Origin of the sequence: Streptomyces sp. NPDC002054, assembly GCF_040296685.1 — a bacterium.
Classification (GTDB): domain Bacteria; phylum Actinomycetota; class Actinomycetes; order Streptomycetales; family Streptomycetaceae; genus Streptomyces.
In genome coordinates, this window is record NZ_JBEOXT010000029.1 from 53968 (window position 1) to 75507 (window position 21540).

Below are 21540 nucleotides of genomic sequence, written 5' to 3' on the forward strand. Positions count from 1 at the left end.
TGGGCCGGTCCGCCTCCGGCCGCCCGCCAGGGCGCCGCTGTGCGCCCCTGTGTCGAACCGCCCGGTCAGCCGCGTTGTGCGACGCTGGGAAGGGGGCTCGCGGGCGGGGCGCGGGCCCGTGAGGTGAGGTGGGTACGGCGTGCTCCACGGGCGGTGGCGAACCACGGGCAGCGCACTGCTGCGGATGCTCCTGGTCTGGGCGGTGTCGACGCTGACCATGCTTCTGCTGGCCGGGGTGCTGCCCGACTTCCGGCTGCAGTCCGACGACGGGGACAGCCTCACCCAGATCGCGCTCACCGCCGCCTGGGGCGCCGGTGCCTTCGGTGTGCTCAGCGCCCTGGTGTGGCCGGTCCTGGTGCGGGCCCTGTTGCTGGTGCCCGCGCTGGTGCTGGGCCTGCTGGTGTTCTTCCTCAACGGCACGCTGCTGCTGGTCGCGCTCCGCCTGATCCCGGACGGGCGGGGCGAAGCCGCCCCGGAGACCGCCGTGGTGGTGGCCGCGGTGATGTCGGCGGTGGCGTCCGCGACCTCGACGGCGCTGGCCGTACGCGATGACGAGGCGTACCGGAGGAGGCTGTATCGGCTGGCCGACCGCAGGCGGCGGCGCGGCCCGTCCGGTGGTCCGGGGGCCGGTGACAGCACCCCGGGGGTGCTGTTCCTCCAGCTGGACGGGGTCGGGTACGAGCAGCTGCGGCAGGCGGCGGGCGGCGGGCTGATGCCGACGGTGGCCGACTGGCTGGACCGCAGCCATCGGGTCACCTCCTGGCGGACGGACTGGTCCAGCCAGACCGGCGCCAGCCAGCTCGGCCTGCTGCACGGTTCCACCTTCGACGTGCCCGCCTTCCGCTGGTACGAGAAGGACAGCGGGGAGATCATGGTCTGCAACCGGCCCACCAGCGCGGCCGAGCTGCAGCGACGGGCGGCCCTCCGGGTGGGTCACGCCGGCCTGCTGACCGGGGACGGGGCGAGCCGGGGCAACCTGTTCAGCGGGGGTGCCGACCAGCTGGCGCTGGTGCTGTCGATCGCGGCCCGGCGGGGCAAGGGGAACCGGTCGCGGGCGGGCTATTTCACGTACTTCTCCGATCCGGCCAATGCGGTCCGCACGGCGCTGTCCTTCGTCGCCGAGGTGGGCCGGGAGATCGGGCAGGGGCTACGGGCCCGGTGGTGCGGGGACGGTCGGCCGCGGGTGTCGCGCAGCGGGCTGTACCCCTTCATCCGGGCCTTCGCCACCGTGGTGGAACGCGATGTGGTGGTGGCGGCGGTGATCGGGGACATGCTGGCCGGGCGGGCCGCCGTCTATGCCGACCTGGTGGCGTACGACGAGGTGGCGCACCATTCGGGGCCCGTCGGCCGGGACACCGACCGGGTGCTGGCCCGGCTCGACCGGAGCCTGGCGCTGATCGCCCGGGTCGCCGAGCATGCGCCGCGGGACTACCGGATCGTGCTGCTGTCCGACCACGGGCAGAGCCCGGGGGAGACCTTCCTGGGGCGGTACGGGCTGACCCTGAAGGATCTGGTCCGGGCGGGCTGCGGGCTGCCGGTGTCCCGGCGGGCGGGACGGACCCACAGCGGGGCGGAAGCGCGGGCGGCGGTCCGGGCGGCCCTGCACCGGCCGGTCGAGGAGGAGCCGGAGACCGTGCGGGGGCGGGAGGAGAAGGGCTCCGACCCGGTGGTGCTGGCCTCCGGGAACCTCGGGCTGATCTCCTTCCCCGATGTGCCGGGCCGGGCCACCCTGGAACAGATCGAACGGGCGCATCCGGCACTGCTGGCCACCCTCGCCAACCATCCCGGGATCGGCTTCCTGCTGGTCGACGGGGAGGTCCTGGGCCCGGACGGGGCCTCGGCGCGGCTGGCGGAGCCGGGGGAGGCGGAGAAGCTGCTCTCCGTGTTCGGGCCGGGTGCGGCGGATGCGGTGCGGCGGACCGATTCCTTCCCGCACGTGGCCGACATCATGGTCAATTCCGCGTACGACCCGGGGACCGGGGAGGTGCACGCCTTCGAGGAGCAGATCGGCTCGCACGGCGGACTGGGCGGGGAGCAGGGGCATCCGTTCCTGATGTGGCCGACGGTGCTGGAGCCGCCTCCGGCGGCGCTGGTGGGCGCGGAGCAGGTGCACAAGGTCTTCCGCAGCTGGCTCCGCCCGACCCCAATGGCCCCGTCGGCGGGGGCCTCGGGGCTGCGGCCGGAGGATCATCGGCCGGAGGGCTGTGACGGTGGAATCCTTCCGTCCCTGCAGGCGCTCCCGCAGGACGAAAAGCGCTGATTTGGTGCTGCCCGCGCGGTGCCGCACGATGGCGGCCGTCCACGATGTGAAACACCCGTTCACCCGTGGCGCCCGTAGCACCCGATACCCCTGAGGCGCACCAGCAGTGAGCACCACCCTTCGGCCGGCCGAGCAGAACGCCGAGCAGAACACCCTCCCCCCGGCCGAGAACACCCGCCCGCCGGCCGCGCAGACCGGCCCGCACGCCCGCCGTTTCGGCCTCCCCGTCGCCGTCTGCCTGGTCATGGGCAACATCATCGGCGGCGGCATTTTCCTGCTGCCCGCCTCCGTGGCCCCCTTCGGGACCATCAGCCTGGTCGCCTTCGCGGTGCTCAGCCTCGGCGCCATCGCCCTCGCCCTGGTCTTCGGCCGGCTCGCCGAGCGCCATCCACAGACCGGCGGCCCGTACGTCTACGCCCGCGCCGCGTTCGGCGACTTTGCCGGGTTCCTGGCCGCGTACAGCTACTGGATCACCACCTGGGTGTCGAACGCGGCGCTCGCCGTCGCTGCGGTCGGCTACCTGGTGGTCCTCTTCCCGGCCGTCGGCGCGCACCCCTGGTCGATGTGCCTGGCCGCGCTCACCGTGCAGTGGCTGCCGGCCCTCGCCAACCTGGCGGGCACCCGCTACGTCGGCGCCGTACAGCTGGTGGCCACGGTCCTGAAGTTCGCCCCGCTGCTGCTGGTGGCCGTCGGCGGCCTGTTCTTCTTCGACCCGGCGAACCTCGGCCCGTTCCGGGCCACCGACCAGAGCGCGGTGGGCGCGGTCTCGGCCTCGGCGGCGATCCTGCTGTTCAGCTACCTCGGCGTGGAATCCGCCGCGGTCAGCGCCGGCGAGGTCCGCGACCCGCGCCGCAACGTCGGCCGGGCCACCATCCTGGGCACCCTGGGCGCGGCCCTGGTCTACCTGCTGGGCACGGTCGCCGTCTTCGGGCTGGTCCCGCACGACCGGCTGATCGACTCCGAGGCCCCCTTCACCGATGCCGTCAACGCCATGACCGGCGGTACCTGGGGCGGCACCCTGGTGGCCTGCGCGGCGGTGATCTCCATGGTGGGCGCCCTGAACGGCTGGACCCTGCTGAGCGCCCAGACCCCGTACGCGGCAGCCCGGGACGGACTGTTCCCGAAGGCCTTCGAGACCCGGCGCCGCGGGGTCCCGGTGGTGGGCGTGGTCGTGACGGTCCTGCTGGCCTCGGCGCTGACCGTCTACAACTACACGGCCGGCTCGCAGGGCGTCTTCGAGGTCCTGGTCCTGATCACCACCTTCACGGCGACCGTCCCCTACCTGCTGTCCACCGCCGCCCAGATCTACTTCCTGGCCTCCGGGCAGGCCGACCGGGTCCACCGCGGCCGGCTGGTGCGCGATGCCGTCCTCGCCGTGCTGGCCTTCGGCTTCTCGATGTGGCTGGTGGCGGGCTCCGGCTACGCCGCGGTGTACCAGGGCGTGCTGTTCCTGTTCGCGGGCGTGCTCGGGTACGCCGTACTGGCCGCCCGCAGGAAGCGCGCGGCGCTCTGACCGGTGGGACGATGAAGGCATGGCAGCGATCAGGGAGACGATCGACATCGACCGCACGCCGGCCGAGGTCTACGCCTATGTGACCGACCCCTCGCACCTGCCGGAGTGGCAGCAGAGCGCGGTGTCGGCGCGCAGGCTGAGCGACGCGCCCATGGGGGTCGGCTCGCGCGTGTCCGTGACCCGGCGGATGGGCAAGCGGGAGTACGCGGGCACGATGGAGGTCACCGCGATGGACCCGCCGCGGAGCTGGCACATGCACGGGGTCGACGGCCCGGTCCGGCCGGACGTCCAGGGCACCATCGAGCCGCTCGCCGACGGCACCGCCTCCCGGCTGACCATCGACCTCGACTTCGAGGGGCACGGGATGGGGCGGGCGCTGGTGCCGTTCGTAATCCGGCCGCACGCCCGCAGGGAGATGGCGCTCAACGAGGCGAAGCTCAAGCTCATCCTCGAAAACCGCTGACGGCGGGCGGCGGGGAGGGTGACATCACGCCGGTGGGCGGGGCCGCAGTGCGGCCCCGCCCACCGGCGTGAGTGCGATCGATCAGTCGAGGTAGTCGCGCAGCACCTGCGAGCGCGACGGGTGGCGCAGCTTCGACATGGTCTTGGACTCGATCTGGCGGATCCGCTCACGGGTCACCCCGTAGACCCGGCCGATCTCGTCCAGGGTCTTCGGCTGGCCGTCGTTCAGGCCGTACCGCATGGAGACCACGCCCGCCTCGCGCTCGGAGAGCGTGCCCAGGATCGACTGCAGCTGCTCCTGGAGGAAGGTGAAGGAGACCGCGTCGGCCGGGACGACCGCCTCGGAGTCCTCGATGAGGTCACCGAACTCGCTGTCGCCCTCTTCACCCAGCGGGGTGTGGAGGGAGATCGGCTCGCGGCCGTACTTCTGGACCTCGATGACCTTCTCGGGGGTCATGTCGAGTTCCTTGCCCAGCTCCTCCGGGGTGGGCTCGCGGCCCAGGTCCTGGAGCATCTGGCGCTGCACGCGGGCCAGCTTGTTGATGATCTCGACCATGTGCACCGGGATACGGATGGTGCGCGACTGGTCGGCCATGGCGCGGGTGATCGCCTGCCGGATCCACCAGGTCGCATAGGTGGAGAACTTGAAGCCCTTGGTGTAGTCGAACTTCTCGACGGCGCGGATCAGGCCGACGTTGCCCTCCTGGATCAGGTCCAGGAAGAGCATGCCGCGGCCGGTGTAGCGCTTGGCCAGCGAGACCACCAGGCGGAGGTTGGCCTCCAGCAGGTGGTTCTTGGCCCGGCGGCCGTCCTCGACGAGGATCTCCAGCTCGCGGCGGTAGGCCGGCTTGTGGTCGTCCTCTTCCTCCAGCTTGTACTCGGAGAACAGGCCCGCCTCGATCCGCTTGGCGAGCTCGACCTCCTGCTCGGCGTTGAGCAGCGGCACCTTGCCGATCAGCTTGAGGTAGTCCTTGACCGGGTCGGCGGTCGCGCCGGCCACCATGACGGTCTGCGCCGGGGCGTCGTCGTCGTCCTCGTCGGACAGGACGAAGCCCTGGCCGCCGGGCTTGGCCGCGTCTTCCTCGGTGTCGTCGGACAGGTCCTCGAAGAGGTCCTCGCCCTCCAGCTCCGGGGTCTCGCCGTCGGCGTCCTTGGCGGTGGTCTTCTTCGCCGCCGTCTTCTTGGTGGCGGTCTTCTTCGCGGCGGCGGTGGTCTTCTTGACCGCGCGCTTCTTCGGCTCGGCGGCGGCCACGTCTTCGGCTCCGGCCTCGACGGCCGCGTCCGGCTGAGCGGATATCGCCGCCGCGGCGGCCGGGGCGGCAGCGGTCTTGCGGGCTCCGATCGGGCGCGGCGGGGTGGCCGCCTTCTTCACTGCGGTGCGGGCCGGCGTCGCCGCGGCCTTGCGGGGCTTCTTCGCGGCGGTCTTGGCAGCGGGGGCCGCGCTGACGTGCAGCGCCACACCCTCCTCGTCCAGGACCTGGTTCAGGCTGCGCAGGACCCGCTTCCACTGGTCCACCGGGATGCGGCCGGCCTCGAAGGCCTGGCGCACGTCGTCACCGTTGATGTGACCCTGCTCGCGGCCACGCTCGACGAGCGCGACGAGGGCCTCGGATTCGGCGATCTCCGGAGGGAACGTACGGGACGGGCTGAGCGACACAAGGAGCCTCTCGTTGCGAACAGATAAAGGACGGGCGGGACATCATCGCGCGGACCTACGGCAACACCCCGAGGGGGGTCGGTATTCCGTCGCCGCGCGAGGACACCTGTCGGTTCATCGCGTGCCCGAGACGATTCGTTACGCACTGAATTGAGTGACCTACGCCACGCTGCCAATGGAAGGCGGTCGACCGGCCCCGCTGACGGGTCCCGGAGCGGCCCGGATCATCAGCCCGGTTTGCGGGCCTCGATCAGGAACCGGGTGGTGTGAGCGACGAACGGCCCTTCCTGCTCGATCCGTTCGTGCAGCTCGCGCAACCGGTCCCGGTAGTGGCCGACCGTGAAGCCGGGCACCATCCAGATCACCTTCCGAAGGAAGTAGACCACGGCGCCGATGTCATGGAACTCGGTCCGCAACCGCTCCGAGCGCAGATCGACCACTTCCAGCCCGGCTTTGGCGGCGTCGGCGGCAGCGTCGTCCGGGTGCCGGCCCCGCCGGACCTCCTCCGGCTGCGGCCCGAGGAAGTACTCGACCAGCTCGAACACGCTGGACGGGCCCACCTGCTGGGAGAAGTAGGTGCCACCCGGTCTCAGTACCCGGGCGATCTCGTCCCACCAGATGGTCACCGGGTGCCGGCTGACGACCAGCTCGAAGGCCTCGTCGCCGAAGGGCAGCGGCGGCTCGTCGGCATCGGCGACCACCACCGCGCCCAGCGGGTGCAGCAGCCGGGTCGCCTTGTCGATGTTGGGCGGCCAGGACTCGGTGGCCACCATCAGCGGCGGCAGCTGCCCGGCCGGGACGGCCCCGGCGAGCACCTCCCCGCCGCCGGTCTGGATGTCGAGCGCCGACCGGACCCGGCCGAGCCGCTCGCCCAGCAGCCGCTGATAGCCCCAGGAAGGACGCTGCTCGCTCGCACGCCCGTCGAGCCAGGAGAAATCCCATCCCTCCACGGAGACCGACTCGGCCTCGGACACGAGATGCTCGAAAGTGGGTGTCATGCCTTGATCGTCCCAGTTGCGGTGTCAGGTATCCAGCGGATTGCCGATGCCGGTCGACTACAGTGGGCGGCGGGCCGTGACTGGCGTTCGGGTGGATCACCACCGGGGAGCGGCCCGGCGTCGACCTGCAAGGGTGTCCGTACGCCGTTGCCGCGCGCCTGGGCGAACCGCGATCCCGCAGCGACGCTCAGGAGACCCCATGACGACTGCCACCGCCCGCCTGATGGACGGCACCGCCCTCGCCCGCCGCATCACCGAGCAGACCGCCGCCCGCGCCGCGCTGATCACCGAGCGCACCGGCACGGCACCCTGCCTGGCCACCGTGCTGGTCGGCGAGGACCCGGCGTCCGTGACGTACGTACGCATGAAGCAGAACCGTTGCGCCAAGGCCGGCATCACCTCCCGGCACGTGGCCCTGCCGGCCGAGACCACGACGGAGGAGCTGATCGCGGTGATCACCGGCCTCTCCGAGGACCCGGAGATCAGCGGCATCCTGCTCCAGCACCCGGTCCCGCACCACATCGACGAGCGCGCCGCATTCGAGGCCATCGCCCCCGGCAAGGACGTCGACGGGGTCACCATGCACTCCTTCGCCGCCATGGGCTTCGGCCTGCCGGGCTTCGTCTCCTGCACCCCGGGCGGCATCATGCGCCTGCTGGAGGCCTACAACGTGGACCTCACCGGCAAGCACGCGGTCGTCGTCGGCCGCAGCGCGATCCTCGGCAAGCCGGCCGGCATGCTCCTCCTGGAGCAGAACGCCACCGTCACCTACTGCCACTCCCGCACCCAGGACCTGTCCTCGATCGTGCGGCAGGCGGACGTACTGGTCGCCGCGGTCGGCAAGGCCGAGTTCATCCGCGGCGAGGACATCAAGCCGGGCGCCGTGGTCCTGGACGCCGGCTACAACGAGGGCAACGTCGGCGACGTCCACTTCCCCTCGGCGGCCGAACGCGCCTCGCTGATCACCCCGGTCCCGGGCGGCGTCGGCCCGATGACCATCGCCGTCCTCCTGGAACAAACGGTCACGGCAGCCGCCACCCAGGCGGGCCTCGACCTGACCTGATCCACCGCCCGCCCCGGGCCTTGCGGCCCGGGGCGTTCCTGGCGGCGGGAGCCTGTATCCGGGCATTGGCTGCTCAGCCTCGACGCCCGCCCTCTCCGTCGGCGCACCCGCAGCATCCACCTTCGGCCCGGTCCTCACGTGCCACGCCGTGTAGTGCAGCCCTCAGCTGGGCAGTTCGCCACCGCTCGACAACCACGGCCCTGCGGTAGCCGATCCATGCTGTGACCACACCAGCCACAGGCGCAGCTGCAAGGAGAAGAGGTGTCCCTGCCTCGAGCAGGCTGTTCGTGATCTCCAGACCCATGGTTCGTCACGGTCCTTCCGGTTCGGTTGCCCCCTGCTGGAGCAGTCCGTCGGAAGAGTCACCCGCCTGGTCAGTTTCCCTCTACGGTAAGGAAACCCGCAGAAATTAGGCTGAGTTGGAGGGGTCTCGTGCCTGGAGGTCGGCCGACACGGGCTGGACGCGAGGGATACCCGGAGCTGGCAGAGCTGGCGGCCTGGTTCGATCAGGCCATCAGGGAGGCGGGTCATCCCAGCGTCAACGCGTTCGTACAGCAGCACACCCTCGACAAGAACAAGGTCTACGAGGTCGTTCGGGGCACGCTACTTCTGTCACTCAATTCGACCGCAGGTCTGGCCAGACTGCTCAAGCAGGACCCGTCGGCCGTGGAGCCGATCTGGCTCCGTGCGCGTGAGGCAATGGACCGGCGGCTCATGGCCGAGGACGAAGGCGCAAGACCACGCGTCACCTCCTGGGCGGAGATCCCGCGGCCAGAGCTCGCACTGCGGAATGTCCTTGACGCCCTGACCCATGCTGTCGAGCAACTTCCCTACCGGCTGCTGGGTGTTGCGGCACCCCCGCTGTCCACCGTCTACGTCCGACAGCGCCTCCGCGCAGACACCCCTGGGGCAGGAGGGGATTCGAACAAGGAGCGCGACCGCGAGGAACTGCGCCCGGAGCGAAGCGAACCGAGTGCTGATGTCCCGGTGACGGTTGCGGAGGCGCTCAACCGCAGCGAACACCTGCTGGTCACCGGTGAACCAGGTGCGGGCAAGTCCACTCTCGGCCATCATCTGGTTTCCCGGCTCGCCCGGATCTGGCTCCGGCAGGAGAGCGCAGTCAACCCCCCGCTGTCCGAACCCGTGGTGCCGGTGCGGGTTTCGGCACGGGCCCTCGTAGGTGAGGGTTCGTGGAGCACGGTGCTGGCCGAGGCCACCCGACGGGCCCTCGGTCCCTATCTCGTCACGGAGCCGAGTCCGCACCTCTTCGCCGGCCGTACGCACGGTGTCCGCTGGCTGGTCGTGGTCGATGGCCTCGATGAGATCCTCGATCGCCCGACCCGGGCGTCCATCATCCGAGCGTTGTCCCAGCATGCCCGCGCAGGCAGCGACTACCGCTTCGTCATCACCAGCAGACCCCTGCCCGAAGAGGAGATGGCGGCACTCCGGGGCAGTCACATCGGCATGTGCCGCATCGAGCCGTTTGAGCAGGAAGAGCTGAAGCTGTTCTCGGAGCGCTGGTTCTTCGCCCAGGATCCGATCACCTCGGAGCAGCGGGCACAGGAGTTCCTCCACCAAATCGAGGACGGCCGCCTGAAAGAGCTGGTCCGCAACCCCCTGCTGGCCACCATCGCGGCCGTTGCCAACACACGTGAACCCGAACGTCCCTTGCCGACCAACCGGGTGGACCTCTACCAGCGGTTCTATGAGTACCTCGTCACCGATGAGGAGGCGAGCGGACGCGCAACACTCAGTGAGCTTCGTCGCCTGCGCGACGGCCAGCCGGGGCGATTTCGACTGGTCGAGTGGATCCACGCCCAACGGACGGCCGTCATCGAGGCGCTGGCCAAAGAGCGCCTGACGACCGAACTCCCCTTGTCGGACGTGGCCTACGCGTGGGTACGGGAGCGCAAGCCCGCCGGCATGGAACTGTCGCCTGGTTGGGAGCGGGACTTCGACAGGCTGCTCATCGATACCGGAATGTTCGTGTACGAGAGCTCGGGGCTTCGATTCCTTCATCACACTTTCGCCGAGTTCATTGCCGCTCGGGCGTATGCCACCAGCTTGCCGGCGGACTTTCCGGGAATCGATGAGTGGATCGAACGCGGTCTCGGGGAGGCACAGCGCAACTTCGCACTGCTCACCATGGTTCTATGGGGTCGTATCAATGGGAATGATGTGGGATTGATCCTGGATCGTCTCCTTGAAGGCGACCGGGAGTATGCATCACTGGCAGGGAGGCTTCTGTCGGAAAGCAGTGATGTGAACGACCGGCATTCCTGTGCGGTAGTGGACCGCCTGATCGACCTCGGCCTCGGTAATGCTCCGGTCGAGGAGCGCAAATTCCTCGGCTCCCCTGGGCGCATCGAGGACAGGTACAGTGCCACATCTTCCATCTTCGACATCCTGGGCCTGCTTAGCGGAAACGCCCATGCCGTAAGGCGACTTCGAGGGATCGTGGAACGTGAGGAATTGCCGTTCATCACCCGGATTATCGCCCTTGAGGCGCTCAGTCGCGTCGAATCCAAGGAGGAATCCCTGGAGCTCCTCAAATCGATCTCGCATGCAGCAATCAGACCCATCGAACTGTCCGTCGTTGCTGTCGGACTCATCGAGCTCGGGTCGGATTCATCTGAGGAGGCGCGAGAGCTCCTCGTCCGCGCCAGTCGAGATTCCAAGGCGGATTCCCAGGCCTTGGCATCGGCGGCAGAAGCATTGAGGGACATCGGAGAAATTTCCGCGGCGCTCCATGCTGCGCGTAGTGTCCTTACGACTTCCCATCCTCACCCGAGCGACGTACGCACTGCCGTGAAGCTGCTACTCAATGAGCGGGTTGAGGGTGACTCGATCGAGCCGGACGGTGTACTGGAGAAATTGTCGGACTGCTATGGATTGGCACTGGTCGAGGCGGCGAAGGAGTTTGTGCAAGCGGGCCATCCTTCGCAGGCCCTACTGCTCGCGCGAAGCGTTCTTCACGGCCCTGATTCCAACGAGGTTGCCATTGGCAGGGCAGCTGACCTCTGGCTCTCGCTGACCAGAGAAGACAGTGCTGAGGCTTTGGTCGCCGAGTTGAGCCGGCGTCAGAATTTTGACGAAGCCCAGCGTGCGCTTGTTGCGGAAGCCCTGGCGGAAGCAGGCTACTCAAGAGTGGCAGGAGAACTGGCGTCCGGCGTCCTTGTCGATTCGAATGCCAGCGGTTACGCAGTCGGCAAAGCGGCCGGAGCGTGGCTTGCCGCTTCAGGGAGCATTGATGGCTTGCTGGACATCCTGCGTCAACGTTCAGTGATCGACCCGTGGTCCCGTTCGACCATAGCCGAGGAGATGGCCGAGGCGGGCCATATTGCCCAGGCGGTCGATCTTGTGCGCAGTGTGTTTTCGGATCCTGTTGCCGATACATACGACTTGAGTAAGGCGGTCAAGGTTGTCCTCCGGGCGGAGGGTTCGGTACGGTCGGAAATTTTCGAGGAGATCCGACAAGTAAACTCCAAGGGAGATCGCGCAAGAGTCGCGTTCACCCTTGCTGAACTGGGATATCGTGAAGAAGCCAGTAGCCTCGTCATCGAAGCACTCGGCGACTTTGACGGCGACACGCAAACCCTCAAGGATCTCTTGGATGCCTTCCTCACGGCGAGCGGAGTCTCTGCAGCGGATGCGGCTTTGGCGGCCTTGAACGCCAGCACCGTATCCGAGGCAACTCGCTTTGCTGCGGCAGAGGTCCTGGCTTCCGCAGGCGCCTTGAGTGCAGCTGTATCACTGTGGTGCGGGCTCCTCACGGTGGAGGCCGGCTCCCCGACGGAGTCCGTCTCGGTGCTCACCCGCCTGCTGAATACCGGCCACCGCGACGAAGCCATCCATGCCCTGCGCAGTGCCCTGGATGCCCCCGATCTTCAGCCGCATCACCGCGGGCGCCTCCGTTCCCTGCTGTCCTGGGCCGTCTTCAGCGACCCGAACGCCTCGAACTGCGGAAACTGCCCCTGAGTCAGGGCGTGAGGTCATGACCCCTGAGGTAATCGACCCGCCGGGGAAGTCGGCGGCACAGTGGGGGCATCGGGTTCCGGGGTGGCGCACTCCGCTCCGGGGCCCGGGTCCTCGTTCCCGCTTCGACCTCGATGGAGGCTGATCTCCATGTCCGCAACCCTGCTCGGCAGCATTGCCCGTACCACCGAACCGCAGACCGCGCTGCGGCGGTTCCTCGGTCTGGATGCCGTGGTCACCGGTGCCAACGGGCTCGCGTATCTGGCGTTTTCCGGGCCCCTCGGGCGGCTGCTCGGGGTGGGGCAGGGGCTACTCCTGGAGCTTGGGATCCTGCTCGCCCTGTACGGGGCCGGGGTCGGGTGGCTGGCCTCGCGGCGGGAGCCGGCGGCGGGGTGGGTGCGGGTGGTGGTCGAGGTCAACTACGCCTGGGCCGCGCTCAGTCTGGTCGCCCTGGTGGTGTGGTTCGAGCCGACCGCCGCCGGGACCGTGTGGATCCCGGCGCAGGCCGTCACCGTCGCGGGCTTCGCCGTACTGCAGCAGCTGGCGCTGCGCTCACGGGGCCAGTGAGCGCAGGTACTTCACCGTCGCCGGGTCGGCCGGGAGCATCGTCTCGATGGCCAGCTCGGCGACGGTCACGTCCATCGGGGTGTTGAAGGTGGCGATGGAGGACACGAAGGACAGCACGTGCCCGTCGTGTTCGATGAGCAGGGGAAGTGCGAAGTAGGGGACGGGGTCCGCCGGTTCGGTGTCGTCCGGGCGGTCCGGGGTCGGATAGGCCGACACCTCCTCGTACAGGGCGCGCAGCGGCTCGGAGCGGGCCAGTGCGATCTGGCGTTCCATCTGGGCGAGGAGGTGTCCGCGCCACTCCTTCAGGTTGTGGATCCTCGGGGCCAGGCCCTCCGGATGCAGGGTGATCCGCATGGCGTTCAGCGGCGGGGTCAGCAGGTGTTCCGGGAGGCCCTCCAGGAACATGGCGATGCCCCGGTTGGCCGCGAGGACCGTGTACGTGCCGTCCACGATCAGCGCCGGGTACGGTTCGTAGCCGGTCAGCAGCCGTTCCAGGCCCTCCCGCAGGGTCCCCAGCGACGGGTCCTCCAGCGGGGTCTGGGCGTAGTGCGGGGCGTAACCCGCCGCCAGCAGCAGCGCGTTGCGCTCCCGCACCGGTACGTCGAGGCGGTCGGCGAGCCGCAGCAGGAGCTCCTCGCTCGGCCGGGACCGGCCGGTCTCGATGAAGCTGATGTGCCGGGACGAGGAGTCGGCCCGCCCGGCCAGCTCCAGCTGACTGAACCCGCGCCGCTGCCGCCAGGTGCGGAGCAGGGGTCCGACGGAGGTCGTGGTGGAGGTCATGACCGGGACGGTAGCCGAGGGCGAGAGCCGGGTCAGCCCAGGTCGAAGAGGTTCCGCAGACCGAGACGGTAGCGCCACCGGTCGTGCCGCTTGAACTCCTCGATCTCCGGCGCCCGGTAGAGCCTCTTGACCGCGCACCGGGCCGCCGCCGAACCGTCGCGGTCCAGCAGCGCGTTGACCGCGGCCCGCGCCGAGGCGTTGGCGCCCTCCATGGTGGCCAGGTCGATGTCCACGGCGACGTAGTCCCCGCTGAGGAAGAAGTTCGGGATGCGGGTGGCGGCCGACGGCCGGTGGTGGAAGGTGCCGGTCGGGTGGATCAGCAGCTCGTCCTCGTTGGTGGGGTTCGGGGTGCCCAGCCCGTCCACCCCCGGATCCAGGAACCACGAGTGCAGCGCAGCGTCCCGCAGCAGGGTCTTGCCGGTGTCGTTGAGCGAGGCCTTCAGCTGCGCCCACACCTCGCGGGCGACCTCCTCGCGGGTGCACTGCTTGGCCGTCTTCCCGTACAGAATCCCGGGCTTGTCCCACTCCGAGATGTCCACCGACAGGCAGTCCACGGCGGTGCCGTCGCCGTAGTCGGCGGGGAAGTTCCGGGCCGGCCAGTGCTCGGCCTGCTGGATCGCGGTCAACGACCAGGGCGAGTCGATGCAGTTGAGGTGGCCGTGGACGAGCGGCGCCCGCTCGGTGAGATAGAACTGGATGCCCGTCATCCAGTCGGTCTGCAGCTTGTCGCAGCGCGCCAGCATCGGATCGGCGGCCCGCAGCGCCGGGCTCCAGGTGCGACGGGCGTGTTCGACCGGCAGGGCGGACACGTAGTGGTCGGCGACCACCGTCTGCCGGGCCCCCGCCGGGTCCTCCACCAGGACCCCGCTGACCCGCCCGTCCCCGTACCGGACCTCCCGTACGGTCCACCCGATCCGGAACTCCACGCCCAGGGACCGCAGATGGGCCTCCCAGGGGTCGATCCAGGCCTCGTTGGTGGGCAGGTTCAGGATCCGGTCCGGCGGGCCGTCCGCGCCCCGGCCGAGCGCGTTGAAGACGAAGGCCTCGCCGAGCGTGCCGACCGTACGGGTGGAGGCCTCCTCGGCCTTGGTGGCCACGATGTTGCGGGTGACCCCGATCGCGAGGATCCGCTGGTACTCGCTCGACATCCGGGCGGCCCGGGTGAACTCCCACCAGGGGGTGCGCTCCCAGACCTCGTCGCGCCGCTCGTCGCAGCTGGTGAGGAAGACCAGGGCGCGGTCGACGAAGTACGCCGTCTCGTGCAGCGGCAGCCGCACCAGGGTCTGCAGGATGCCGGTCAGGGCGCGGCGGATCTCGTCCGGGGTGAGCTCGGCCGGGGCGTGGCCCTGCCAGGGGATCGGCGCGCGGAGGTCCTCGCGGTCACCGGCCCGGGCGAACATCATCTCGCGCGGGGCGACCAGGTTGTCCCAGACGCCGTTGGCGTTGCCGGGGAAGGGGATGCGGCGCATGGTGTCCGGCAGGTTGTGGTAGATGCCGGGGATGAAGCGGAAGCCGTGCTCGGCGGGGAGCGGGCGGCGGGAGCCGCGGGCGCTGCCGGGCACGCCCATGCTGCGCGCCTTGCCGCCGAGGGCGCGGCGTTCGTACACGGTCACGGTGTAGCCGCGTTCGGCGAGTTCGTGTGCGGCGGTGAGGCCGGCCACCCCGCCGCCGAGGACGGCGACGCGGCGGCCGGCGGCGGGAGCCGTGGCCGCGGCCGGTGCCGGAGCCGGTGCCGGTGCCGGCGCGGCGTCGGCCGGCCCGGCGGCGGCCAGGGCCCCCACCGTTCCGGCTGCCGCCGCGCCCGCCATGAACGTACGCCTGGAATTGCCTGTACGAGCCATTCCCCGCCCCCTCATTACCGCCGGTAACAGTCACGTCCGGCGCAGGAGCATAGGGGCGGCCCCCGGGCCACGGAAGGCGCAGAAGCACCCGCCCGCACTATGGCGCGAAACCTTCCCTCCGGTCTGAGCTGTGGGAACCTTGACTCCACGTCACGATCACGGTTACGGAGAAGGAGCCGGCGGATGCCGAGTGAGCCGCTTTCGCAGAAGGAGATCGAGGACCGGTTGCGGGAACTCCCCGGCTGGGCCTTCGAGGACGACCGGATCAACCGCACCTACCGGCTGGACACGCACTTCGCCGCCAGCGCTCTCGTCGCCCACATCGCCGCCGTTCAGGACGAGTTGGACCACCACTCCGACCTCACCCTCGGCTACAACACGGTCCGGCTGTCGGTGAACACCCACAGCGCGGGCGGCCTGGTCACCGAGACCGACTTCGAACTCGCGCAGCGGGTGGAGGCCATCGCGCCTGCGCACGCAGTGAGCTGACTGTGAAACAGCTGGTCGACTACGACGCCGAGGCCGAGGCGTACGACGCCATGCGCGGCGGCGTCCCGAGGGCCGAGGCCGCCGCCCGGGCGGTCCTCGGGCTGCTCCCGCCCGACACCGCAACCCTGCTGGACCTGGGCTGCGGCACCGGCATCGTCACCTGCCGAATGGCCCGCCCGGGCCTTCGGGTCCTTGGGGTGGACGCCTCGCCCGGCATGGCCCGGATGGCCCTCGGCCGCGGCGTCCCGGTGGCCCTCGCCTCCGCGACCCGGCTCCCGCTGCCCGACGCGCGGGTGGACGCGGTCAGCGCGGTCTGGCTGCTGCACCTGCTGCACGACCCGGGCGCGGTGGCGGCGGTGGTCGCCGAAGCGGGCCGCGTGCTGCGGCCCGGCGGGGTGTTCGTCACCACCGTCGACAAGGATGCCGGGCACGACGTCGGCAGCGATGTCGACGCCGTCCTCGCCCCGCACCGGCGGGCCCTGGCATCGGACGAGGCCGACGCCGTCACCGCGTACGCCGCCTCGGCGGGCCTGCGGCCGGCCGGCCGGGCCCGCTTCCGGGGCCACGGCCAGGGCCGCACCCCGAACGCGATGGCCGAAGGGGTGCTGGCCGGGCGCTACGCCTCCCTGCTGGAACCGCAGAACACCGTCCCGGCGGAGCTGGTCGCCCGCCTGGGCGCCCTCCCCGCCCCGGACACCCCGCGCGGCGAACCGACGTACGAAATCCGGTCCTTCATCCGCACCTGAGGCGCCGGGGCCGGGGTCCGGGTCAGCCGGCGGCGGGCTCGGCGGCGGGCTCCAGCCGCCAGCCCTGCGTGGGCGCGTCCGTCTCCTCCCACTGGCGGGCGTACCCCTCTGCGTCCACATCCAGCGGCAGCCCGCTGATGCAGGCGATCAGGGAGACCACGCCCGGGGCGTCCAAGTGCTCCTCCACCAGCCACTCCTGCGCGCCGAAGCCGTTCGGCTTCCACAACTGGATGCGGGTGCCGCTCTCCACGGCGGCGCCGGCCACGTCGAGCCGCTTCTCGCTCAGCACGTTCACGACGTGGTACGTCCCGGCGCCCGGGTGCACCGGCACGATCCGCCACCGCTGCGCCGCCTTTCCCGCAGCCGTCGGCGGATCCTCCGGGCCCACCCGGACCCGCGTACCACTGCCCGTACGGCCGCCCTCAGCCTCCAGTACCAGCCCGCTCGCTGCGTTCCGCAGCAGGAAGACCCCCTCCACGTCCTGCCGCCTCTTCAGACGTCGAAGACGGCCGGGTCCGGACCGATCCGGCGGCCGTCCGGCCCCGACCCCAGCGCGTCCAGGGCCGCCACGTCCTCGCCGTCCAGCTCGAAGCCGAAGACGTCCAGGTTCTCGCTGATCCGGGACGGGGTCACGGACTTCGGGATCGCGATGACGCCCTGCTGCACGTGCCAGCGGAGCACCACCTGGGCCGCGGACCGGCCGTGCTTCGCGGCCACCGCCTCGACCGCGGGCAGGGCCAGCAGCTCCTTGCCCTGGCCCAGCGGGGACCATGCCTCGGTGGCGATGCCCAGTTCGGCGTGGACCGCGCGGAGTTCGGTCTGCGGGAACAGCGGGTGCAGCTCCACCTGGTTGACGGCGGGCACCAGCGGGCTCTCGGCCTGCAGCCGGCGCAGGTCGGCCGGGCGGAAGTTGGACACGCCGACGGCCTTGGCCCGGCCGCTCTCGGCGATCTCCTCGAAGGTCCGCCAGATGGCGAGGTAGTCCTCCCGCATCGGGCGCGGCCAGTGGATCAGGTACAGGTCGATGTAGTCCAGGCCCAGCTTCTCCAGCGAGGCGTCGAACTCGCGCAGCACGTTGTCGCGGCGCCAGGTCTCGGACGGCCCATTCCACAGCTTGGTGGTGACGAACAGCTCCTCGCGCGGCAGCCCGGAGCCGGCGATGCCCTTGCCGGTGCCGGTCTCGTTGCCGTAGATCGAGGCGGTGTCGATGCTGCGGTAGCCGGCGTCCAGCGCGATGCCGACGGCCCGTTCGGCCTCGGCGTCCGGGACCTGCCAGACACCGAAGCCGAGCTGCGGCATGAGCGTGCCGTTGTTGAGGGTGATGGCGGGGACCTGGTCGGGCTGAGTCACGTCTGGTCGTTCCCTTGCGAAGTGTGCTGTGGCCGTGGCTGGTGGTGCGGCGGTCCGGCGGTGGCCGTACCGTACGCCCGGGCACAACCGGACCGCCCACCGTCCTATTCCCGCCGTGTCCCGGCACCCGGCGGCTCTCCACCCGTCCGGGTCAGCCGCTCCTGGGCAGAGCCCAGGTAAGCCTCCCTGACCAGCGGGTTCGCCCGCACCTCCGCCGCCGTGCCCTCGGCCAGCACCGTACCGAGGTCCAGGACCACCACCCGGGTGCACAGCTCCATCACGAAGGCCACGTTGTGTTCGACCAGCAGCACGGCGCAGCCCTCCTCCTCGGCGAGCCGCCGCACCACCGCCGCCAGCTGCTCCCGTTCCGGAGCGGACATGCCGGAGGCCGGCTCGTCCAGCAGCAGGACCCGCGGCGGGTCGGCCACCGCCCGGGCCAGTTCCACCATGCGGGCCCGGCCCACGGGCAGACCCGCCGCGTACGCATCACCGAGCGCGGAGATCCCGCAGCCCGCCAGCACCTCCTCGGCCCGGGCGCGCCGCTCCCGCTCCCGGCGGCGCCGGTCCCGCAGGCCGCCGCCCCGCCATTCCTGGGCCACAAGCAGATGGTCGGCCACGGTCAGCTGGCCGAAGAGCTGCTGCCGCTGGAAGGTGCGGCGCATGCCGTGGCGCGCCCGCCAGACGGGGGAGCGGCGGGTGATGTCGGCGCCGTCGAGCAGCATCCGGCCGCGGTCGGGCCGCCGGATCCCCGACAACACGTCGAACAGGGTGGTCTTGCCCGCCCCGTTGGGCCCGATCAGCCCGCAGACCTCACCGGCGCGGATGCCGACGGACACGTTGGTGAGCGCCCGGACCCCGCCGAACCGCACCCCGATTCCGGCGGCCTCCAGCACGTACCTGCTCCTGCTCCTACTTGTCTCGCTCATCGGGTCATCCCCAGGTAGGCCTCGGTCAGCCGGTCCGTCTCCACCTCGGCGCGCGGGCCGCACCAGGAGACCCGGCCCTGGGCGAGGTAGGCGACGGTGTCGGCGATGCCGAGGATCTCGGCGGCCTTCTCCTCTACCAGCAGCAGTGCGGTCCCGGCGTCGCGGAGCTCGGTGAGCAGCGCGTACACCTCGTCCACGATGCGGGGGGCGAGGCCGAGGGAGGGCTCGTCGGCGATCAGCACCCCGGGCGGGCGCTGGAGCAGCGGCGCGAGGGCGAGCATCTGCTGCTCCCCGCCGGACAGCGAACCGGCGGGGACACCGCGGCGTTCGGCGAGCCGGGGGAAGCGGTCGTAGACGGCGGCGCGGGCCTCGGGGTCGGCGAGGTAGAGGGCGAGGTTCTCCTCGATGGTGAGCGAGGGGAAGATCCCCCGGCCCTCGGGCGCGAGCAGCACGCCGGCGCGGGCGCGGCGGACGGCTCCGTCGCGGGTGGCGTCACGACCGTGGACGTGGACGGAGCCGGAGCCGGCCGGGAGCAGGCCGGCGGCGACGCGGCAGGCGGTGCTTTTGCCGGCGCCGTTGGGGCCGAGCACGGCAAGGATCTCGCCGCGCCTGACCCGCAGGTCAACACCATGCAGCACAAACCCCCCGTCATACCCGGCCCGCACCCCCCGCAACTCCAACGCCACCCCCTGCGCGGGGGCTGCGCCCCGGCCCCCGTTCCGGGCCACGCCGGGCTCTTCGGGGGCTTCGCCCCGGTCCCCTTCGGGGAGACCGCCCCGGGCCTGTGCGGGGACTCCGCCCCGGCCCGTGTTCCGGGCTGCGCCCGGCGTTGCGGGGGCTTCGTCCCGGTCGCCGTTCCGGGTCGCGCCCGGTTCGGCCGGGGCTTCGCCCCAAGCCTCGGCCCAATCCGGGGCGGGGGTTCCTGGGGCTGCGCCCACGGCACCCGGCGCTGCGGCCCCGGCCATGGCCTGGCCCTGGACCGCCAGGGCTGCAGCTCCCGCAGCCGCCGCGCGCCGCCGCGCCCGCCGCACCGGCACGGCTGCGCAGTAGCCGTCCGGGTCGTTTGCCAGGGCGAGGCCCGCCAGGCCGAACAGGATCACCGGCAGGTGCGCGGACTCCGTGACGTAGTCCGCGAACAGCCTCGGCATCACCGCGAACACCAGCCCCGCCACCACCGCGTACTGCGGCCTCCGCACCCCCGCCGCCACCACCACCGCCAGCCACACCAGCCCGGTCATCGCGGTGAAGTCGGTCGCCGTGATCCGGGTGTTGTACGAGGCGTACAGCACGCCCCCGAACCCGGCCAGCCCCGCCGACAGCGTGAACAGCAGCAGCTTCGTCCGCAGCACCGACACCCCCGAGGCCATCGCCGCGGCCGGCGCCGACCGTACGGCGAGCATGGCCCGCCCCGCCGGGGAGTTCCGCAGCGCGCTCAGCCCGGCCGCCACCACCGCGACGATCACCACCAGCGCCACGCCCATCGCCCGGTCGTCGCCCAGGTCCAGCGGCCCGATCACCGGCCGCGGGACCGACCATCCGGAGTCCCCGTTCCGCAGCCAGCGCAGCTGGAAGAGGACCTGGTCGGCCAGGAAGGCCAGTGCCAGCGTGGCCAGCGCCAGGGACCGGCCGCCCAGCCGCAGCGCCGGCAGGGCGACCAGCGCGCCCAGCAGCGCGGCCACGCAGGTGCCGACGGCGAGCGCGGCGACGAACGGCCAGCCGCGGCTCATCAGCAGCCCGGCCACCAGCGCCGCCCCCGTCACGAACGTGGCCTGGGCCAGCGACACCATCGCCCCCAGCCCCGTCACCACGGTGAAGGACATGAACACCAGCGCGATGGCCAGCCCTTGGGCCAGCAGCCCGCTCCAGAAGGGGGTCGTCACGGTGTAGAAGGCGGTGCACAGCAGCGCCGCGCCCACCGCCCACCCGCCCCAGCGCCGCGCCCACGACGCCCCGGCCAGATGGTCGAGCGGTGCCGTGTCCGCCGCCGCGATCCCCGCCGCCCGCTGCCGCCGGGTCAGGACGAGCAGCCCGCCGAACAGGATCAGGAACGGTACGGCGGTCCGGAACCCGGTGATCCCCTCCGCGAAGGTGGCGTACCCGGCCACCAGGTTCTGCAGCACCCCCAGCCCCAGCCCGCCCGCGAAGGCCAGCGGCACCGAGGCGAACCGCCCGAGCACCGCCGCCGTCGCCGAGACGAACAGGAAGAGGGTGAAGTCGTGCGCCGACAGGCCCAGCAGGGGCGTGGCCAGGACGCCCGCCAGCCCGGCCAGTCCCGACGCGATCATCCAGGCCACCGAGGACAGCCGGTCCGCGCTGATCCCGCGTAGCTCGGTCAGCGAGCGGTTGTCGACGGCGGCCCGCAGCTGCAGCCCCAGCCGGGTGTGCCGCAGCAGCACCCACAGCGCCACGGCCACCACCGCCGTCACCACCCAGGTGATCAGCTGGTCGGAGTCGATGCCGACCCCGTCCGCGAGCTGCCAGGACTTCGCCGGGCTCGGTCCGACCCCGGGCAGCCCGAACTGGTTCTCGGCCGGCTTCACCGGCGCCCCCGCCTCCGACAGCAGTTCCACCAGCCACAGCCCGGCCGCCGGCAGGGCCACCAGCAGGCCGATGGTGGCCACGATCTGTGCCGTCTCGCCGACCCGCGCCAGCTTGCGGAACATCAGCCGGTCCAGCCCCCAGCCGAGGCCGGGGGCCAGGACGCACACCACCAGCAGGGCGGCGGGCACGGCCGGCCAGCCGAGCCCGGAGTGCAGTTCGTAGAAGGTGAGCGCGGACACGTACGCGGTGGCCCCGTGCGCGAAGTTGAACAGTCCGGACGCCGAGTACGACAGCACCAGCCCGGTCGCGAGCAGGGCGTACAGCGCGCCGGAGACCAGGCCGCTCAGCACGAAGACGAGCAGATCACCCATG

General features: G+C 71.2%; 16 protein-coding genes and 1 riboswitch. Of the genes, 8 read left to right on the plus strand and 8 right to left on the minus strand.

Annotated features, from left to right (window positions below; all coding sequences use genetic code 11):
* The first annotated feature begins 184 nt into the window (after positions 1-184).
* The 3 genes from ABT123_RS25095 to ABT123_RS25105 all read left to right on the plus strand — a co-directional run bounded on the left by ABT123_RS25095 (position 185) and on the right by ABT123_RS25105 (position 4236).
* Complete coding sequence (locus tag ABT123_RS25095) at positions 185-2260, plus strand: phage holin family protein (RefSeq protein ID WP_502971043.1); 2076 nt, start codon at positions 185-187, stop codon at positions 2258-2260.
* A gap of 106 nt (positions 2261-2366) precedes the next feature.
* A complete protein-coding gene (locus ABT123_RS25100) occupies positions 2367-3773 on the plus strand; it encodes an amino acid permease (RefSeq protein ID WP_351318515.1) in 1407 nt (468 codons plus the stop codon).
* 19 nt (positions 3774-3792) lie between these two features.
* Positions 3793-4236 (plus strand): SRPBCC family protein, encoded by a 444-nt coding sequence (locus ABT123_RS25105; protein WP_351318517.1) that lies wholly within the window; start codon positions 3793-3795, stop codon positions 4234-4236.
* Between the two features lie 81 nt (positions 4237-4317).
* Here the strand turns inward: ABT123_RS25105 and ABT123_RS25110 are convergent, their stop codons facing one another.
* Both ABT123_RS25110 and ABT123_RS25115 read right to left on the minus strand, forming a co-directional pair.
* Positions 4318-5892 carry an RNA polymerase sigma factor gene (locus ABT123_RS25110; RefSeq protein WP_351318519.1) on the minus strand — a complete coding sequence of 525 codons (1575 nt, stop codon included), beginning with the start codon at positions 5890-5892 and terminating at the stop codon, positions 4318-4320.
* Between the two features lie 227 nt (positions 5893-6119).
* Complete coding sequence (locus ABT123_RS25115) at positions 6120-6890, minus strand: class I SAM-dependent methyltransferase (protein ID WP_351318521.1); 771 nt, start codon at positions 6888-6890, stop codon at positions 6120-6122.
* Positions 6891-6956: 66 nt separating this feature from the next.
* Positions 6957-7061, plus strand: a riboswitch (ZMP/ZTP riboswitch).
* 28 nt (positions 7062-7089) lie between these two features.
* Here ABT123_RS25115 and ABT123_RS25120 point away from each other — a divergent pair.
* From ABT123_RS25120 to ABT123_RS25130, 3 genes are all read left to right on the plus strand, one after another.
* Complete coding sequence (locus ABT123_RS25120; protein WP_351318523.1) at positions 7090-7953, plus strand: bifunctional 5,10-methylenetetrahydrofolate dehydrogenase/5,10-methenyltetrahydrofolate cyclohydrolase; 864 nt, start codon at positions 7090-7092, stop codon at positions 7951-7953.
* A 432-nt stretch (positions 7954-8385) separates the two neighbouring features.
* Positions 8386-11931 (plus strand): NACHT domain-containing protein, encoded by a 3546-nt coding sequence (locus ABT123_RS25125; protein ID WP_351318525.1) that lies wholly within the window; start codon positions 8386-8388, stop codon positions 11929-11931.
* Positions 11932-12078: 147 nt separating this feature from the next.
* Complete coding sequence (locus tag ABT123_RS25130; RefSeq protein ID WP_351318527.1) at positions 12079-12495, plus strand: hypothetical protein; 417 nt, start codon at positions 12079-12081, stop codon at positions 12493-12495.
* On the opposite strand, the gene ABT123_RS25135 is transcribed toward ABT123_RS25130, so the two are convergent.
* On the minus strand, positions 12481-13275 hold the full coding sequence (locus ABT123_RS25135; RefSeq protein ID WP_351318529.1) for a helix-turn-helix domain-containing protein: 795 nt from the start codon (positions 13273-13275) through the stop codon (positions 12481-12483). The two genes, ABT123_RS25130 and ABT123_RS25135, sit on opposite strands and share 15 nt — an antisense overlap.
* Before the next feature lie 32 nt (positions 13276-13307).
* Positions 13308-15116 carry a hydroxysqualene dehydroxylase gene (locus tag ABT123_RS25140; RefSeq protein ID WP_351318531.1) on the minus strand — a complete coding sequence of 603 codons (1809 nt, stop codon included), beginning with the start codon at positions 15114-15116 and terminating at the stop codon, positions 13308-13310.
* A 183-nt stretch (positions 15117-15299) separates the two neighbouring features.
* Here ABT123_RS25140 and ABT123_RS25145 point away from each other — a divergent pair, with 183 nt between their 5' ends.
* Positions 15300-15605 carry a 4a-hydroxytetrahydrobiopterin dehydratase gene (locus ABT123_RS25145; protein WP_351318533.1) on the plus strand — a complete coding sequence of 102 codons (306 nt, stop codon included), beginning with the start codon at positions 15300-15302 and terminating at the stop codon, positions 15603-15605.
* An 11-nt stretch (positions 15606-15616) separates the two neighbouring features.
* Positions 15617-16351 (plus strand): class I SAM-dependent methyltransferase, encoded by a 735-nt coding sequence (locus ABT123_RS25150; RefSeq protein WP_351318658.1) that lies wholly within the window; start codon positions 15617-15619, stop codon positions 16349-16351.
* 22 nt (positions 16352-16373) lie between these two features.
* On the opposite strand, the gene ABT123_RS25155 is transcribed toward ABT123_RS25150, so the two are convergent.
* From ABT123_RS25155 to ABT123_RS25170, 4 genes are all read right to left on the minus strand, one after another.
* A complete protein-coding gene (locus ABT123_RS25155; protein WP_351318535.1) occupies positions 16374-16829 on the minus strand; it encodes an RICIN domain-containing protein in 456 nt (151 codons plus the stop codon).
* A 14-nt stretch (positions 16830-16843) separates the two neighbouring features.
* Positions 16844-17650 carry an aldo/keto reductase gene (locus tag ABT123_RS25160; RefSeq protein ID WP_351318660.1) on the minus strand — a complete coding sequence of 269 codons (807 nt, stop codon included), beginning with the start codon at positions 17648-17650 and terminating at the stop codon, positions 16844-16846.
* Between the two features lie 155 nt (positions 17651-17805).
* Positions 17806-18627: an ABC transporter ATP-binding protein gene (locus ABT123_RS25165; RefSeq protein WP_351318537.1), complete on the minus strand. Its 822-nt coding sequence runs from the start codon at positions 18625-18627 to the stop codon at positions 17806-17808.
* Positions 18624-21539, minus strand: coding sequence for an ABC transporter permease subunit (locus tag ABT123_RS25170; RefSeq protein ID WP_351318539.1), 2916 nt, complete (start codon positions 21537-21539; stop codon positions 18624-18626). The genes ABT123_RS25165 and ABT123_RS25170 overlap by 4 nt, the downstream gene beginning before the upstream one ends.
* Position 21540: the final 1 nt, after the last annotated feature.

Excerpts from the sequence above, each read along its gene's own strand:
- ABT123_RS25095 (WP_502971043.1), top strand. The coding sequence starts at position 185 with ATGCTCCTGGTCTGGGCGGTGTCGACGCTGACCATGCTTCTGCTGGCC.
- ABT123_RS25105 (WP_351318517.1), top strand. The coding sequence starts at position 3,793 with ATGGCAGCGATCAGGGAGACGATCGACATCGACCGCACGCCGGCCGAG.
- ABT123_RS25115 (WP_351318521.1), bottom strand. The coding sequence starts at position 6,890 with ATGACACCCACTTTCGAGCATCTCGTGTCCGAGGCCGAGTCGGTCTCC.
- ABT123_RS25120 (WP_351318523.1), top strand. The coding sequence starts at position 7,090 with ATGACGACTGCCACCGCCCGCCTGATGGACGGCACCGCCCTCGCCCGC.
- ABT123_RS25130 (WP_351318527.1), top strand. The coding sequence starts at position 12,079 with ATGTCCGCAACCCTGCTCGGCAGCATTGCCCGTACCACCGAACCGCAG.
- ABT123_RS25135 (WP_351318529.1), bottom strand. The coding sequence starts at position 13,275 with ATGACCTCCACCACGACCTCCGTCGGACCCCTGCTCCGCACCTGGCGG.
- ABT123_RS25140 (WP_351318531.1), bottom strand. The coding sequence starts at position 15,116 with ATGGCTCGTACAGGCAATTCCAGGCGTACGTTCATGGCGGGCGCGGCG.
- ABT123_RS25145 (WP_351318533.1), top strand. The coding sequence starts at position 15,300 with ATGCCGAGTGAGCCGCTTTCGCAGAAGGAGATCGAGGACCGGTTGCGG.
- ABT123_RS25160 (WP_351318660.1), bottom strand. The coding sequence starts at position 17,650 with ATGCCGCAGCTCGGCTTCGGTGTCTGGCAGGTCCCGGACGCCGAGGCC.
- ABT123_RS25165 (WP_351318537.1), bottom strand. The coding sequence starts at position 18,627 with ATGAGCGAGACAAGTAGGAGCAGGAGCAGGTACGTGCTGGAGGCCGCC.
- ABT123_RS25170 (WP_351318539.1), bottom strand. The coding sequence starts at position 21,539 with ATGGGTGATCTGCTCGTCTTCGTGCTGAGCGGCCTGGTCTCCGGCGCG.